14 protein-coding genes are annotated in these 15,300 nt (G+C 56.2%); 9 read left to right on the forward strand and 5 right to left on the reverse strand.

The features are described from left to right. Window positions 1–270 precede the first annotated feature (270 nt). Together RT657_RS16045 and yebS are read right to left on the reverse strand one after the other, a co-directional pair. On the reverse strand, window positions 271–2,904 hold the full coding sequence (locus tag RT657_RS16045) for an MlaD family protein (protein WP_313655643.1): 2,634 nt from the start codon (window positions 2,902–2,904) through the stop codon (window positions 271–273). Beyond that, a complete protein-coding gene (gene yebS, locus RT657_RS16050; RefSeq protein ID WP_313655644.1) occupies window positions 2,873–4,117 on the reverse strand; it encodes a membrane integrity lipid transport subunit YebS in 1,245 nt (414 codons plus the stop codon). The genes RT657_RS16045 and yebS overlap by 32 nt, the downstream gene beginning before the upstream one ends. Window positions 4,118–4,331: 214 nt before the next feature. On the opposite strand from yebS, the gene RT657_RS16055 reads away from it, so the two are divergent. From RT657_RS16055 to htpX, 4 genes are all read left to right on the forward strand, one after another. Beyond that, a complete protein-coding gene (locus RT657_RS16055) occupies window positions 4,332–4,832 on the forward strand; it encodes a GAF domain-containing protein (protein WP_313655646.1) in 501 nt (166 codons plus the stop codon). A gap of 96 nt (window positions 4,833–4,928) precedes the next feature. Next, window positions 4,929–5,630, forward strand: coding sequence for an RNA chaperone ProQ (gene proQ / locus RT657_RS16060; protein WP_313655647.1), 702 nt, complete (start codon window positions 4,929–4,931; stop codon window positions 5,628–5,630). Between the two features lie 19 nt (window positions 5,631–5,649). Continuing rightward, window positions 5,650–7,689: a carboxy terminal-processing peptidase gene (prc, locus tag RT657_RS16065; RefSeq protein WP_313655648.1), complete on the forward strand. Its 2,040-nt coding sequence runs from the start codon at window positions 5,650–5,652 to the stop codon at window positions 7,687–7,689. 244 nt (window positions 7,690–7,933) lie between these two features. Then, entirely contained in the window at window positions 7,934–8,815 is an 882-nt protein-coding gene (gene htpX, locus RT657_RS16070; RefSeq protein ID WP_313655649.1) for a protease HtpX, read from the forward strand. 54 nt (window positions 8,816–8,869) lie between these two features. Here htpX and RT657_RS16075 read toward each other — a convergent pair whose 3' ends face one another. Further along, window positions 8,870–10,240, reverse strand: coding sequence for an MFS transporter (locus RT657_RS16075; protein WP_313655650.1), 1,371 nt, complete (start codon window positions 10,238–10,240; stop codon window positions 8,870–8,872). Window positions 10,241–10,425: 185 nt separating this feature from the next. On the opposite strand from RT657_RS16075, the gene kdgR reads away from it, so the two are divergent. Further along, a complete protein-coding gene (kdgR, locus tag RT657_RS16080; protein WP_313655651.1) occupies window positions 10,426–11,217 on the forward strand; it encodes a DNA-binding transcriptional regulator KdgR in 792 nt (263 codons plus the stop codon). Window positions 11,218–11,247: 30 nt separating this feature from the next. Here kdgR and RT657_RS16085 read toward each other — a convergent pair whose 3' ends face one another. After that, on the reverse strand, window positions 11,248–11,484 hold the full coding sequence (locus tag RT657_RS16085) for a YobH family protein (protein WP_313655652.1): 237 nt from the start codon (window positions 11,482–11,484) through the stop codon (window positions 11,248–11,250). 213 nt (window positions 11,485–11,697) lie between these two features. On the opposite strand from RT657_RS16085, the gene RT657_RS16090 reads away from it, so the two are divergent. From RT657_RS16090 to rlmA, 4 genes are all read left to right on the forward strand, one after another. After that, complete coding sequence (locus RT657_RS16090) at window positions 11,698–11,970, forward strand: YebO family protein (RefSeq protein WP_313655654.1); 273 nt, start codon at window positions 11,698–11,700, stop codon at window positions 11,968–11,970. Window positions 11,971–11,988: 18 nt separating this feature from the next. Continuing rightward, on the forward strand, window positions 11,989–12,987 hold the full coding sequence (locus RT657_RS16095) for an MBL fold metallo-hydrolase (RefSeq protein WP_313655655.1): 999 nt from the start codon (window positions 11,989–11,991) through the stop codon (window positions 12,985–12,987). Between the two features lie 654 nt (window positions 12,988–13,641). Then, complete coding sequence (gene cspE / locus RT657_RS16100; RefSeq protein WP_003852684.1) at window positions 13,642–13,851, forward strand: transcription antiterminator/RNA stability regulator CspE; 210 nt, start codon at window positions 13,642–13,644, stop codon at window positions 13,849–13,851. A gap of 137 nt (window positions 13,852–13,988) precedes the next feature. Continuing rightward, the gene (rlmA, locus tag RT657_RS16105; protein ID WP_313655656.1) at window positions 13,989–14,798 is read left to right on the forward strand and encodes a 23S rRNA (guanine(745)-N(1))-methyltransferase; all 810 of its coding nucleotides are present in this window, start codon (window positions 13,989–13,991) and stop codon (window positions 14,796–14,798) included. Here the strand turns inward: rlmA and RT657_RS16110 are convergent. Next, the gene (locus tag RT657_RS16110; RefSeq protein ID WP_313655657.1) at window positions 14,795–15,253 is read right to left on the reverse strand and encodes a DUF986 family protein; all 459 of its coding nucleotides are present in this window, start codon (window positions 15,251–15,253) and stop codon (window positions 14,795–14,797) included. The two genes, rlmA and RT657_RS16110, sit on opposite strands and share 4 nt — an antisense overlap. Window positions 15,254–15,300: the final 47 nt, after the last annotated feature.

Consider the following 15,300-nt stretch of genomic DNA (forward strand, 5'->3'; position numbering starts at 1 on the left):
GCAGCCAGGCTGCCCGTTTGAGGGGAAATAAGCGGAGTGCTATGTACCGGGCTGGTGAGCAGGCACGCCCACTGCCGGAACATAAACATTGCTCTCCCTGACAGACTCCGGGCAGGCAATAAAGCACCTCGTTCATAAGGTGCGACATCACCGGGGCAGCGCATTGCGTGGTTCAGATACTTCCCCGGCGCTGGTTGTGCTTTGCGCCGGGCGTATCCCCATCTTGCTTCATTTTCTGCGCCGTCTGACCGGTTTCCGGCATGACCTGACTTAGCGCGGCGAGGGAATTGCCGTTCCCCAGTTGCGCCACTCTTTCGGTGCTTCATCCTGCAGGAGGAAGTGCTTGTCCGGGGTCGCCTGCGGTGCCAGCGGTACCGTAGGCGGCGTCGCAAACTGAATGCCTCCACGAATAAACTGCTGGAAAGTCCCGGTTTTTACCACGCCGCCCACCAGACCAAAGTCGAGGTTATAGCCGGAGGCCAGCCAGAACACCGAATTGTTCCGCACCAGATGCTGATACTTCTTACTGATGCGCAGGGCAATCTGCACCCGATCCGCCATATTCCCGAGCGACGTGCCGGTCACGGTACCCACTTCCACACCCCGGAACAGCACCGGCGTGCCCAGCGACAGGGAGCCTGCCTCCGTAGCATCGACATAAATATTCAGGCCGTTCAGATAGCGTGAATCGGTGATGGTGCTCTCCTGCAATTCAAACGACCGCGCGGCGCTGCCTTTACCCGGATCGACGTTAACATAAGGCTGCAGCAGCGTTTCCAGATGGTTGACGCCTGCCGCGGAGATCTCCGGAGAGACGACCGAGAAACGGCTGCCCATACGGGCAAAATCGTTAACATACTCAGGGTAAAGCACCGCTTTTGCCACCACCTGATTGTTATCTTTGCTTAACGACAGAGACTCGACCTGGCCGACGTTAATTCCCAGATAACGAATGGGCATCCCGGCTGAAAGCTTGCTGGCATCGTAGGTGTGCAGCGTAATCTGACTGCCCACCGCCCGGGCCGCTGTTTCGGAAGCGTATAGCACGCGTCTGGCCCCTTTGGCAGATTGCGCACCACTCATGTTGTCAAAGCTGATCGCGCCTTTCAGCGCCCTGTTCAGCGGAGAGGCCTGCACGGTCAGGCCGCTGCCGTTCAGGCTGACGCGCGCGCCGCCCTCGGCCCAGAAGACGCTTTCGCTGGTCAGCAGCTTGCGATACTCCGGCTTGATATGCACTGCGATATCAAAGGCGTCAGCACGCGGTGTCACCTTCACAATCTCGCCAACCTGGTATTTGCGGTAAAGCACCACTGAACCTGCCTGTACGTCAGGAAGACTGTTCGCCGTCAGCATCAGCGTGGTAGACGGGCTATCACCGATGATGCCTTCATCCGCCTTTTCGGCGTCGGCAAACAGCGGATAGGTACGTCTGGGTTCGCCTTTTTTACCTGGCTCCAGCCGGATCCCGCCATCCACCCACTCACGGGCGCTGGCACCCAGGACCTGCATCCCATCCAGACCAAACTTCACATCAAGGCGGCTGTTGACGATAAATTTGCTGTCGCCATGCACCAGGTTGCGATTCTCCGGGTTGACCGCCACCACGAAATTGACACCATTTTCATCCAGCGAACGCGACATCACCTGGCCAATCTGCATCCCGTGCAGCATCAGCGGCTGGCCCTGGTCAATGCCATAGCTTTCCGGTGCGCTGAGCCTGACCGTCAGGACGTTGGGCTTCTGCAGCAGGGTTTCATTCGACGCCAGCACGGTAAAGTGCTGCTGCGGTTCGCCTTCCCCTGGCACCAGCTCCAGCGTATTGCCGGTCAGTAGTGCACTGAGGCTGGTATCGGTCAGGCTGATCTTCGGGCTGTGCATCTCAATCCGTGTGCCGCTGCGCATCAGACCGACCACGGAAGGATCGATGGTCAGCTCGCCAGTGACTTTACCGCCATCCTGAAGGTTGAGTTTCGTCAGCGTGCCGACCTCAAGCCCCTGATAGATCAGTGGTGTACTGCCCGCTTTCAGGTTTTTACCGTCAGGCAGATCCAGACTAATCAGGACACCGCGCTGGCTGTGCGCGAGATCGGGATAGAGCCGGTAGTGCTGCTCCGCCTTCGCTGCCTGCGCCCCTTCAGGCGAGTCAAAGGCAATCGCGCCATTGACCAGCGCCGCCAGGCTCTCCAGCTGAACCTTCGCGCCGCTCAGGCTGACGTCAGCATTGACGCCCGACACGTTCCAGAAGCGACTGCTGGTCTTCACCAGATTGACAAAACGGCGGTCAATCAGCACATCGATTGTCACCCCGTCACTCTTGCCGTTGATGTTGTAGTCATAGACCCGACCCACCGGAATTTTACGGTAGTAGACCAGCGATCCGGTGTTAAGCGATCCCAGATCGGGTGCATGCAGGTGGACCAGCAGTTCGCCGGTATTGACCCGGTATTTCGGCTGCGTATCCAGCGCGGTAAAGGCTTCGCGCGGTTTGCCTTTACCTGGCATCATCCCGATATAGTTACCGCCCACCAGTGCATCCAGCCCCGATACCCCCGCCAGGGAGGCCTTAGGCGTCACCAGCCAGAACTGCGTGTCTTCGCGCAGCGCATCGCGCATATCGCTCTTGATGCTCGCTTTAATCTGAATGCTGCGATAATCGTCACTAAGATTAATGCCCTGCACGGTGCCCACTTCCACGCCCTGATAACGAATCGGGGTGCGGCCCGGCACAATACCATCCGCCGTCTGGAAATTAATGGTAATAGTTGTCCCGCGCTCCTGATAATTGGTCCAGAGCAGCCAGCCGGCGATGAGCATCGCAATAATGGGCAGTAGCCAGAAGGGCGAAATTTTACGCTTATTGCGCAGCGTGGCGTTAGTCGGTGTAGTCGGCGTTTCCTGTTGCATGTGCATCCCAGAGCAGGCGGCTGTCCAGCCACTCAACAGACATAATGGTCAGGATGACGGCCGCGCCAAAATAGAGCGCCGCCGGTCCCATGGTAAAAGCCAGTAGCTGGTCACGGTTGACCAGCGACATGGTTAACGAAATGACAAACAGATCGAGCATTGACCAGCGGCCAACCCAGTTGACGAACCGCAGTAACCGGATGCGGGTTCTGAGCCCCTGTTCACAGCGAAAGTGAATACTGAGCAGCAGCGTCAGCATCACCAGCACCTTGGTAAAAGGCACCAGAATACTGGCGACAAAGACAATCGCTGCCACCGGCACATTACCTTCTCCTAGCGACACAATGCCGGAGAAAATCGTATCCTCGCGGCGCGACCCATTGACGTAAACCACCGAGATGGGCATCAGATTGGCAGGGATCAGCAGCACAATCGACGCTATCAGTGCGGCCCAGGATTTTTGCAGGCTGTGACGACGCCGGAAGTCGAGCGGGGTATGGCAACGCGGGCAGCGGCCGCGCGCGTCGGGCAGGCCGGTGTTATGGCAGTTAAGACAGACCTGCATCGCGTCGCGGGCCATATTACCCGGCCGCTGCGGGTAAAAATGTTCCCACAACTGCTCCATATTCAGATGAATCAGCGTCAGCACGCTGAGCACCGTCAGGGCAATGTAAGCTGCCAGCCCGTAGCCAATCTCCAGCGAAGCATAGTCCTGGACTTTAATCGACGCTACGGCGATACCGATCAGATAGATATCGAGCATGACCCACTCTTTAAGCTTCTCAAGCATCAGCAGTACGGGGCGCAGGTTCATGCCCAGACGCCGCCCGATGCCGAGATAACAGAGCCCAGCGACCAGCGTGACGGGCGCGCCGATGGTGCAGAACGCCACCATAGAGGCAGTCAGAACATCGCCCTGCTGGGTCATCTGGATGACGCCCTCCAGCACGCTGGCATTGATGCGCATACCAAGCAGGCGGATATCGACCAGCGGCAGAGTGAATGCAAAGGGCATTAACACGATCATGGTGGCAGCCATAGCCATCAGACGTGTCACAGACCAGTCACGACCGCTGAGAATTTCGGCATTGCAGCGCGGGCAATAGGCCGACTGATGCGATTTCACATCCGGCAAGGAAAAAAGGGTATCGCATTGCGGACAACGCTGATAACGTGCGTGAGGCAATGTCTGGCTGATAGCGTGAATTTTCATAGGGTGAGGCAGTCTTCGCTCTTCAGAAGTCACTATAGTTGGTCATCAGGACATTGTCTGTGTGCCTGTCTCGGGCATCACGCTTCGATCCACAGAATGCTAAGGTTATAGCAACTAACGCGATGATTCACCTTGTGGCTCTGGATATTTAAAACTTATTTTTAACGAACGGGTTTAATTACTCCGTTCAGATGTCATTGGTAACGGTTGAATAATGAACAAAACTGCCTTTTACGCCGATTTGAATCGCGATATGCGCGCCTTGCTGGCGGGAGAAACGGCGTTCCTCGCCGCAATGGGTAACTTCAGCGCGCTGCTGTACGAACGTCTCGAAGGGGTAAACTGGGCCGGTTTCTATCTGCTGACAGAAGCCGATACGCTGGTGCTGGGCCCGTTCCAGGGCAAAATCGCCTGCGTGCGCATTCCGGTCGGTAAAGGTGTATGTGGCACGGCGCTGGCAGAAGAAAGAGTGCAACGCGTGGATGATGTGCATGCTTTCCCAGGCCACATCGCCTGTGACGCTGCCAGCAATGCTGAGATTGTGATTCCTCTGAAAGTGAATGGCACTGTGGTTGGCGTGCTGGACATTGACAGCGTCGTGTTCAATCGCTTTGACAGCGACGACGAATCGGGCCTGGTCACACTGACCGATGGGCTTTGTGAAGTGCTTGCGAACAGCGACTTAGAAAAATATCTGCAGCTGACACGCAGCTAATCGACTGGATCACATGGCATTTAGCGATGTTGTCATTATAATGTCGCCTGTTCATGCCTGCGCTGGTCGGCAAACCCGTTGTAATCAGGAAATTTCATGGAAAATCAACCTAAGTTGAATAGCAGTAAAGAAGTTATTACGTTTCTGGCGGAGCGCTTTCCGCACTGCTTTAGCGCTGAAGGTGAAGCGCGTCCGCTCAAAATCGGTATCTTTCAGGATCTGGTTGAGCGTGTTCAGGGCGAAATGGGCCTGAGCAAAACGCAGCTGCGTTCTGCGCTGCGTCTCTATACGTCAAGCTGGCGTTATCTGTACGGCATCAAAGCCGGTGCGATTCGTGTCGATCTCGACGGCAACGCCTGTGGTGTGCTGGACGAACAGCACGTTGAGCATGCTCGCAAGCAGCTGGAAGAAGCCAAAGCGCGTGTTCAGGCGCAGCGTGACCAGCAGCGCGCCGCACGTCGCGAAGCGGGTGAAAGTGAAGAGAACGCAGCACCGCGTCGCGCACGTAAACCGGCTGCACGTAAGCCTGCAGAAGGCGATGCACCGCGTAAACCGCGTCCTCAGAACCCGGCACCGCGTGCGACCGCCTCGCAGCATCGCAAGCCCGCTCCACGTCCGGAGCCAGAAGCGCAGCCCATCACTGATACCTCAACTTTGCAACCCGGCCAGAGTATTAAAGTTAAAGCAGGCAAAAGTGCGATGGACGCTACCGTTCTCGAAGTATCAAAAGACGGCGTTCGGGTCCAGCTCGCTTCCGGCATGGCAATGATTGTGCGCGCAGAACACTTGCAGTTCTGAAACGGAGGCTAACCCCGGCATGAACACCCTTTTAAGAGTTGGACTTATTGCGGGCCTGCTGTTAGCAGGCCCCACCTTCGGCGCGGAGAACATTACGCGCGCCGATCAGATCCCCCAGCTTCACGAAGATCCGCAGGACCCGACGGTCAGTGAGCGCGTAACCTCGCGCTTTACCCGTTCCCATTATCGCCAGTTCGACCTGGATCAGAACTTCTCAGCGAAGATTTTCGACCGCTATCTGAACATGCTCGACTACAACCATAACGTGTTGCTGGCGTCGGACGTGGCTCAGTTTGCCAATAAGAAAGGGACAGTTGGCGATGAGCTGCGCAGTGGCAAGCTGGACCTCTTCTACGATCTCTACAATCTGGCGCAGAAACGCCGTTTCGAGCGCTATCAGTATGCGCTGACGGTGCTGGCTCGCCCGATGAATTTCAGCGGCAATGACACTATCGACATTGATCGCGCAAAAGCCCCCTGGCCGAAAGATGAAGCGGAACTTAACGCGCTCTGGGATGCCAAGGTCAAATATGACCAGCTGAGTCTGAAGCTGGCAGGCAAAGACGATAAGGAGATCCGCGACGTTCTGACCAAGCGTTACAACTTCGCCATCCGTCGTCTGGCTCAGAGCAACGGCGAAGACGTTTTCCAGCTGGTGATGAACGCCTTTGCCCGCGAAATCGATCCGCACACCAGTTATCTGTCGCCGCGTAACACTGAGCAGTTCAACACCGAAATGAGCCTCTCTCTGGAGGGGATTGGTGCCGTGCTGCAGATGGATGATGACTATACCGTCATCAACTCAATGGTTGCAGGCGGCCCGGCTGCAAAAAGCAAAGCGATCACGGTGGGCGATCGCATCGTGGGTGTGGGCCAGCCTGGCAAGCCGATGGAAGATGTGATCGGCTGGCGTCTGGATGATGTTGTCGCCAAAATCAAAGGACCAAAAGGCAGTAAAGTCCGCCTCGAAATCCTGCCAGCCGGGAAGGGCACTAAAACCCGTACCGTGACGCTGACGCGCGAGAAAATCCGTCTGGAAGATCGCGCGGTGAAAATGAGCGTTAAAAACGTCGGCAAACAGAAAGTCGGCGTGCTTGATATCCCGGGCTTCTATGTCGGCCTGACCGATGACGTAAAAGTGCAGCTGCAGAAACTGCAGAAGCAGAACGTTGACAGCGTGGTAATCGATCTGCGCACCAACGGCGGTGGCGCACTGACCGAAGCCGTGTCACTTTCCGGCCTGTTTATTCCGAGTGGTCCGGTGGTGCAGGTTCGCGACAACAATGGTCGTGTGCGTGAAGACAGCGACAACGACGGCGTGGTGTACTACAAAGGTCCGCTGGTGGTGCTGGTCGATCGCTTCAGCGCCTCAGCCTCTGAGATCTTCGCTGCCGCGATGCAGGATTACGGGCGGGCGTTGATTGTCGGCGAACCGACCTTCGGTAAAGGCACCGTTCAGCAGTATCGCTCGCTGAATCGCATCTACGACCAGATGCTGCGTCCGGAATGGCCTGCGTTAGGCTCCGTTTCCTACACCATTCAGAAGTTCTATCGCATCAACGGCGGCAGTACCCAGCGTAAAGGCGTCACGCCCGATCTGCTGATGCCAACCGGTGTGGAAGCGGCTGAAACCGGTGAGAAATTCGAGGATAACGCCCTGCCGTGGGACAGCATCAAGGCCGCAAACTATGTTAAAACAGGTGATGTTAAACCGCTGGTTGCGCAGCTGACGAAGCAGCATGCTGAGCGTATTGCTCAGGATCGCGAGTTCCAGTACATCATGAAGGACATTGCGCGTTTCAATGCCATGAAGGATAAACGTAACATCGTGTCGCTGAATCTGGCGCAGCGCGAGAAAGAGAATCGCGAAGATGATGCGTCACGTCTGGAACGCATTAACGCACGCTATCAGGCCGAAGGCAAAAAACCGCTGAAAAACCTGGACGAACTGCCGAAAGATTATAAAGAGCCCGATCCTTACCTCGATGAGACGGTAAAGATTGCTAACGATCTTGCGCAGCTGGAGAAATCTCAGCCAGAGGCACCGGCGGCAAAATAACCCGCTGTTGTCCGGAAAAGCACCGCTTAGCGGTGCTTTTTTTTGCCGTCGAAAAAGTTTCCGCTTATCCGGAATCTGCGCGATGAAAGCCACCCGAATAGCAGGCCCGGCTTCAGACGTGTCAGAATGTAAAGTTATGTCTTTTTAGGCACTTAAACGTTAAGGTTGCTTGAAAACCCGCCCAATGCCCATAGGATAGGGATCCGCGTATAGGCGCGTGAACAACTGAGGAAGATTAACCAAAATGATGCGTATTGCTCTTTTCCTGATGACCAACCTGGCTGTGATGTTGGTATTCGGGCTGATTCTCAGCCTGACAGGGATCCAGTCAAGCAGTGTTCAGGGTCTGATGATTATGGCAGGTCTGTTTGGCTTTGGCGGTGCGTTTGTTTCACTGCTGATGTCGAAGTGGATGGCGCTGCGGTCGGTTGGCGGTGAAGTGATTGAACAGCCACGCAATGAAACCGAGCGCTGGCTGATGGAAACCATTGGCCGTCAGGCTCAGCAGGCCGGCATTGCGATGCCGCAGGTGGCGATCTATCACGCTCCTGATATCAACGCCTTTGCCACGGGCGCACGGCGCAACGCCTCGCTGGTCGCCGTCTCGACCGGTTTGCTGCAGAACATGAGCCGCGACGAAGCGGAAGCGGTGCTGGCGCATGAAGTGTCGCACATCGCGAATGGCGACATGATCACCATGACGCTGATTCAGGGTGTGGTGAACACCTTCGTAATTTTCGTGTCACGTATTCTGGCGCAGATCGCGGCGGGCTTTATGTCCGGCAACCGTGACGATGAGGAGAGCAGCAACGGTAACCCGCTGGTCTACTTTGCGGTTTCAATGGTACTGGAACTGGTGTTTGGTATTCTCGCCAGCATCATCACCATGTGGTTCTCCCGTCATCGTGAGTTTCACGCCGATGCCGGTTCAGCGAAGCTGGTAGGACGTGAGAAAATGATTGCCGCGTTGCAGCGTCTGAAAACCAGCTACGAGCCGCAGGAACCCAGCAGCATGATGGCGTTCTGTATTAACGGCAAGGGTAAATCCTTCAGCGAACTCTTCATGTCGCACCCGCCGCTGGACAAGCGTATTGAAGCCTTGCGCAGTGGTCAGTATCTGAAATAGCACTAAGCAGCATAGAAAAGGCGACCTCCGGGTCGCCTTTTTATCTGGCCGCCGTCAGGCGCGGCTTTGCGTCATGCGCGACACGCTTACCAGTGCCGCGACGGCGGCGAAAGTGCCCGCCAGCAGCAGTGACGCATGCGTACCCCGCTCATCGAACAGATTAAACATCAGCGCAACCAGCGCCGCGCCCATACTCTGCCCCAGCAGACGTGCAGTGCCCAGCATACCGCTGGCGCCGCCGCTGCGATGACGGGGCGCTGACGTCACAATCGTATGATTGTTGGGCGACTGAAACAGACCGAACCCGGCGCCGCACAGCATCATGCGCCAGATAATATCGCCATCGGCTGGTGCACTGGGCAGCCAGGCAAGCAGGAACAGCCCAAGGGCGAACATGGCCAGGCCGATACCGCCCAGCAGGCCGGCGTGGAAGCGTTCAATCAGCCGACCCGCAATCGGCGCAAACACCATCGTCGCCAGTGGCCAGGGCGTCAGCAGCAATCCCGTCGCCACCTCACTGCGCTGCAGCACGTTCTGCAGGAAGAAGGGCAGGGAAACCATTGCCAGCATCTGTGCGCAGAAGGAGCAGACTGAGGTGCCCATCGACAGGCTGAAAATCGGAATGCGCAGCAGATCCACCGGCAGCAGCGGCACCGCCATGTTGAGCTGACGCCGGATAAAGAACCAGCCGATAATCAGCAGCGCCAGCACTTCCCCCAGCACCAGCAGGTGACTCTGACCCTGGGCAAAACCGCTCAGGGCAGAGATGATCAGTCCGAAGAACAGCGCGTTCAGAATGGCGCTGGGCACGTCGAACTTCTGTGTCGTCGCCTTCTGCGGGTTATCCGGCAGGGTGCGCAGCGCCAGCCAGAGCGCCACGGCGCCCAGCGGCACGTTGATCAGAAACAGCCATTTCCAGCTTGCCACTGACAGGATGGCCGCCGCCACGGTCGGGCCAGCCGCCGTGGACACCGCCACCACCAGTGAGTTGATCGCCATACCGCGCCCCAGATAGCGCTGGGGATAAATAATGCGTATCAGTGCGGTATTCACACTCATCAGCGCCGCGCCGCCCAGCCCCTGAAGCACCCGGGCAGAGGTCAGCATGGTCAGTGAGGTTGAAAAGGCGCAGAACAGCGAGGTGGCAATAAACAGCGCCAGACCTGCCTGATAGACACGACGATAACCGAGCATGTCGCCGAGAAACGAGAGCGACAGCAGTGAGACGATAATCGCAATCTGATAGGCATTCACAATCCAGATTGACTGTGCCGGGCTGGCATTCAGTTCACGCGAAATCGTCGGCAGCGCAACGTTGGCAATGGCACCATCCAGCACCGCCATCGTCAGGCCGAGGGCGATGGTAAGGATTGCCCGGTAGCGCTGTGCGGTGGGTAATCCATCCTGCGGGGGAGAGAGGGTCATAAGTTAATTACTAAAGAGGGTGAATATCATCATGCTAATGAAGTTAGCAGGGAAATGCAGCGGCCCGCTGAATAAAAACTGTCTTAAAATATGACGTAAAGGCTAAAGCATTGCTGCATCAGGGCAGCTCACTCTATACTGAGCGTCCGTTCCATTTTTTTTGAAACAGCTCAACAAGGTGCACGATGTCCTCCGCTGACAATGATAAACAGCCCGATTCAGTCTCTTCCGTTCTCAAAGTGTTTGGCATTCTGCAGGCGCTGGGTGAAGAGCGCGATCACGGTATCACCGATCTCGCGCAGCGTGTGATGATGTCGAAAAGCACCGTCTATCGTTTTCTGCAGACCATGAAGTCACTGGGTTACGTGACGCAGGAAGGCGAGAGTGAAAAGTATTCGCTGACGCTGAAGCTGTTTGAACTGGGTGCGAAAGCGCTGCAGAACGTCGATTTAATCCGCAGTGCCGATGTGCAGATGCGGGAGCTGTCGCGCCTGACCCGGGAGACTATTCATCTGGGGGCACTGGAAGAAGACAGCATTGTCTATATCCACAAAATTGACTCGCTCTACAATCTGCGCATGTATTCGCGTATTGGCCGCCGTAATCCGCTGCACACGACCGCCATCGGTAAGGTGCTGCTCGCCTGGCGCGATCGCAGCGAGGTGGATGAGATCCTGCGGGAGGTAGAGTTCAGGCGCAGCACCGCCAATACGCTGGTAAGTGCAGAGGCGTTGATCGCTGTGCTGGATCAGGTCAGAGCGCAGGGATATGGCGAAGACAATGAAGAGCAGGAAGAGGGGTTACGTTGCCTCGCCGTTCCAGTGTTCGACCGCTTTGGCGTGGTGATTGCCGGGCTCAGTATCTCTTTCCCCACCATCCGGTTTTCAGAGGATGCCCGCCAGGATTATGTCACTATGCTGCATCGGGCGGCGCGCACACTCTCCGCTGAGATGGGTTACCACGACTATCCGTTCTGAGCAAAAGCGGGCCATCCGGCCCGCTCATGATTAATTGTCGATCACTTCTCCGCTTTTCTTCAGCAGCGGACAATCCGTAACGCCTACCACGCCACTGTCAGTATGCAGATACTGCGCGCTGATCACGCCACGTGCAGTCAGATAACTGCACTGCAGGCCGAGGCCAGCCGCATTCTTCGTACTGCCGGTCAGCACCCCGTAGCCGGTAAACAGCATCGCCAGCCAGATAACCGCCAGCAGGCCAATTGCGCGAACAAACAGTTTCATGAAGTCTCCTTGAGAAAAATAGCTCAGCGCCTCACATGGTGCTGCCGTATGTAATGATATCAGCATGCCCGGCTTTTCTGACGGAATCGATCAGAGATAACTGAAACGGCAAATTCTGCATTGCTGTTCGCCCCCATTATCTTTTGCAGTGGCGACAGGTAGAATAGAGCGCTGTAACGTTCTGGCATTTCCACTTAGTTTTATGAGGCAGTTATGAATGAGTTAGCCGCAAATTCGGGATCGCTGGTCAGTTATGGCCTGCTGGTCATTATGGTGATTGTGGCGTTTATCGCCTGGTTTTTTGTGAACCGGGCCAGCGTGCGTGCCGGTGAACAGATCCGGTTGCTGGAGTCGCTGCTCGAAGAGCAGAAGAAACAGAATCAGCTGCTGCGTCGGCTGATCGAGATGCAGCCCGGTGCCGGGATGAAAAAAACCGATGATGAACAGGATAAGCGAGATTTTATCCGGTTAATCCCGGAACGTTAATCACAGCAGAGAGGCGGGATGGCCTGGAAAAATCCGTGGTACGACAGCAGCAAAGTGCACCATACACCTCAGGGCTTTTCAAATCCTGAGCCGGATCTGCGACAGCCAGGCGATCTCAGGCGCTGGCGGCGGGAGCGCAAAGCCGGGGGATTGCCATTGTCACCCCGCCAGGGCTACGCGGCTTTTGTGGAAGCGTGGTGGCAGCCTGCCGATTTCAGCGGCAGCGACGATCGTATCTGGTGGCTTGGTCATGCAGCCGTACTGCTGCGCCTGAACCAGCGCTATATTCTTATCGATCCGGCTCTCTCCTCCCGCGCCTCACCGCTGCCGTTTGCCGGCCCACAGCGGAAAACACCCGCGCCGCTTAGCATCGGCGATCTGCCACAGCTTGATGTGGTGCTGATTTCGCATAATCACTATGACCACCTCGACCGGCCTACGGTGAAGGCGATTGTTCGCCATTTTCCGCAGGCGACCTTTATTGTGCCGCTGGGGCTGGCGGGGTGGTGCAGGGCACGCGGCGTCAGACAGGTGCATCAGCTTGACTGGTGGCAGACGATTACGCTCGGCGATATCGGTTTCGATGCCGTCCCGGCGCGTCACTGGAGTATGCGGACGCCCCGCGACCGCAACCGCTCACTCTGGTGCGGCTGGGTTGTCTGCTCAGCCACCTGCCGTTTCTGGTTCTCCGGCGACAGCGGCTATAGCGACAGCCTCGCTGAAATTCCTTCACGGCTGGGCCCGTTCACACTGGCGGCGCTGCCGATTGGCGCCTACGCCCCGCGCTGGTTTATGGCCGGCCAGCACATGGACCCGGATCAGGCGGTAGCGCTGTGGCAGAGGGCTGGCAGGCCATTGACGCTGCCCATCCACTGGGGCGTTTTCGAACTGGCCGATGAGTCGCTGGATGCACCGCCGCAGGAACTGGCACAGGCACTATGCCGGGCAAATGAGCGCAACGATAACTTTGCGCCATGGCGAATAGGGGAAAGCCGCAGTCTGAATAACCCTGCCTGAGAATTATCCTAAAGCCTGCCGGATAAATAAAACCCAGCGATTTTTTATCCGGCATCAATTTTTCAAAGCAAAAGATAAATTTTTAATAAGTAAAATGGTTGTTGTTGCTTTTATTTGGAGCAGCGCTTATGTATGGCTCCTGTTTTTGGTGCAAAAAAGTGTTATCTGTACGAAATAAAAGACGCTGTACAGGATTGGTAACTGATTTTACATAACGCAAAATGATACCGCTTCGCTTATTCATTCCGCTCCTGCCATATTTATGCAATATTAATTTCTTATGGTATCCATCAGGTTAGCGCTGGACGTTGCGTGCGAAAAAGCGGGACTGGCCGGGTAAGGCGTTATTCATGTCGCGTTTTGTCCAGCATCATGAACAGGCAATGTCACTCTTCTGTCAATTGTGTGCGCAGCCTCGCTGAGGCATTAAAAATGGCTTGCCATTATTTTGGGGATATGTGATAACAATTCGTGGGTTAAACGAGGTACAGTTCTGTTTATGCATGGCATCTTCAGTAAAGAAGTACGAGTAAAGACGTTGACGTTGAATACCGCTTCCTTGCCGAACCTTAATTAGTGCCTCATGCAGTAATGTCTCTGGTTTTTCTGTAAGACAGCCCCCGGGCTTAATAAACATCTAAAGGAATTTGCAAAATGGCAAAGATTAAAGGTCAGGTTAAGTGGTTCAACGAGTCTAAAGGTTTTGGCTTCATCACCCCGGCTGACGGCAGCAAAGATGTGTTCGTACACTTCTCTGCAATCCAGGGCAATGGTTTCAAAACCCTGGCTGAAGGCCAGAGCGTTGAGTTTGAGATTCAGGATGGCCAGAAAGGCCCGGCAGCTGTTAACGTCACTGCTATCTGATTCGATGCCAGCCCGGTGCATTGCACCCTGATCTGGAATTGCAAAGCCCTGGCTGCATAGCCGGGGCTTTCTTTATGCTTCCGATGCGTAAACGATAAGGTTACACTGCGCCGCGTTATCTGATGCCGGAGCACTTTATGTCCCTGATTTGTCCTCTTTGTCACGCCCCTCTCACCCTGAATGAACGCAGCTGGTGCTGCGAAAATCGTCATCAATTCGACCAGGCGAAGGAGGGGTATGTCAATCTGCTGCCCGTTCAGCATAAACGCTCTCGGGAACCGGGTGACAGTGCAGAGATGATGCAGGCGAGACGGGAATTTCTTGAGGCAGGCTATTACCAGCCGCTGCGGGATCAGGTCGTCACACTGCTTGCGTCCATACTGGAGCAGCCTGGATGCCGCATTCTGGACATCGGCTGCGGTGAGGGTTATTACACTGCCGCACTGGCCAAAGCTGCTGGTGAAGCGGCAGAGATCTATGGGCTTGATGTCGCCAGAACAGCGATCCGGCTGGCAGCAAAGCGCTATCCGGCGGTGCGTTTCTGCGTCGCCTCCAGCCAGCGCTTACCCTTTGCCGATGGCTCGCTGGATGCGATAGTGCGGATTTATGCGCCCTGCAATGAAGCCGAGCTGGCGCGCGTGCTGAAGCCCGGAGGCCTGGTGCTGACCGTGACACCCGGCCCGCACCATCTGCAGCAGTTCAAAGCACTGATCTATCGCGACGTGCAGCTGCATGTTCCGGAGCAGAAATCTTATCCCGGCTTTCATCAGCGGGTACAGCATGCGCTGCGCTATCCGATGGCGCTGACTGGTGCGGCTGCGACAACGCTGCTGCAGATGACACCCTTCGCCTGGCGTGCACGGGAGGCAGTCTGGCAGACTCTGCAACAGAGTGAGCAGTTCTGTTGCGACGCGGACTTCAGCCTGACACTCTGGCAGCGCGACTAACGCGCCTCCACCAGCGTATGATAGATGCGCTCCAGATCGTCGAGTTGCTGCACGGCAATCAGCAGCCGGCGTTGCTCCAGCTGCACCACCAGAATGCCATCCTCAGAAAGATTCATGCCCTGAATCCGCCGGTAATCGATCCAGACACCCGCGTAAAAGAGTCCCGCGTTCTTCATCAGTAGCGTGGGCTTGCGCAGCCAGAAAAGCCAGAACGCCAGAAAGCTCAGCACCATCAGCAGGGTGGTCGTAAGCGGCGGCCCCTGATGGCTGAGGTTGTTCCAGAGCAGCATCAGCAGTAACCCGATAAAAATCAGGCTGTCTGTTTTATGCTGTCGCCGCAGCGTCACCCGCAACCGGGTCGGGCCGTGACGACGGGGCAGAATCGCCTCATGATAAATCGCGAACAGCAGCAGGGCGATGATACAGAGCGCGATCAGCGCATCGGTTAACGACATGTCAGCGGCCTCAGACAGGGTGAGATCAGCCGGGAATGGCCCGGCTC

This window comes from Pantoea sp., from assembly GCF_032114055.1.
GTDB lineage: Bacteria > Pseudomonadota > Gammaproteobacteria > Enterobacterales > Enterobacteriaceae > Pantoea.

Excerpts from the sequence above, each read along its gene's own strand:
- kdgR (WP_313655651.1), top strand. The coding sequence starts at position 10,426 with ATGTCCTCCGCTGACAATGATAAACAGCCCGATTCAGTCTCTTCCGTT.
- RT657_RS16095 (WP_313655655.1), top strand. The coding sequence starts at position 11,989 with ATGGCCTGGAAAAATCCGTGGTACGACAGCAGCAAAGTGCACCATACA.
- RT657_RS16090 (WP_313655654.1), top strand. The coding sequence starts at position 11,698 with ATGAATGAGTTAGCCGCAAATTCGGGATCGCTGGTCAGTTATGGCCTG.
- cspE (WP_003852684.1), top strand. The coding sequence starts at position 13,642 with ATGGCAAAGATTAAAGGTCAGGTTAAGTGGTTCAACGAGTCTAAAGGT.
- proQ (WP_313655647.1), top strand. The coding sequence starts at position 4,929 with ATGGAAAATCAACCTAAGTTGAATAGCAGTAAAGAAGTTATTACGTTT.
- RT657_RS16085 (WP_313655652.1), bottom strand. The coding sequence starts at position 11,484 with ATGAAACTGTTTGTTCGCGCAATTGGCCTGCTGGCGGTTATCTGGCTG.
- RT657_RS16055 (WP_313655646.1), top strand. The coding sequence starts at position 4,332 with ATGAACAAAACTGCCTTTTACGCCGATTTGAATCGCGATATGCGCGCC.
- RT657_RS16110 (WP_313655657.1), bottom strand. The coding sequence starts at position 15,253 with ATGTCGTTAACCGATGCGCTGATCGCGCTCTGTATCATCGCCCTGCTG.
- RT657_RS16075 (WP_313655650.1), bottom strand. The coding sequence starts at position 10,240 with ATGACCCTCTCTCCCCCGCAGGATGGATTACCCACCGCACAGCGCTAC.
- rlmA (WP_313655656.1), top strand. The coding sequence starts at position 13,989 with ATGTCCCTGATTTGTCCTCTTTGTCACGCCCCTCTCACCCTGAATGAA.
- yebS (WP_313655644.1), bottom strand. The coding sequence starts at position 4,117 with ATGAAAATTCACGCTATCAGCCAGACATTGCCTCACGCACGTTATCAG.
- RT657_RS16045 (WP_313655643.1), bottom strand. The coding sequence starts at position 2,904 with ATGCAACAGGAAACGCCGACTACACCGACTAACGCCACGCTGCGCAAT.
- htpX (WP_313655649.1), top strand. The coding sequence starts at position 7,934 with ATGATGCGTATTGCTCTTTTCCTGATGACCAACCTGGCTGTGATGTTG.
- prc (WP_313655648.1), top strand. The coding sequence starts at position 5,650 with ATGAACACCCTTTTAAGAGTTGGACTTATTGCGGGCCTGCTGTTAGCA.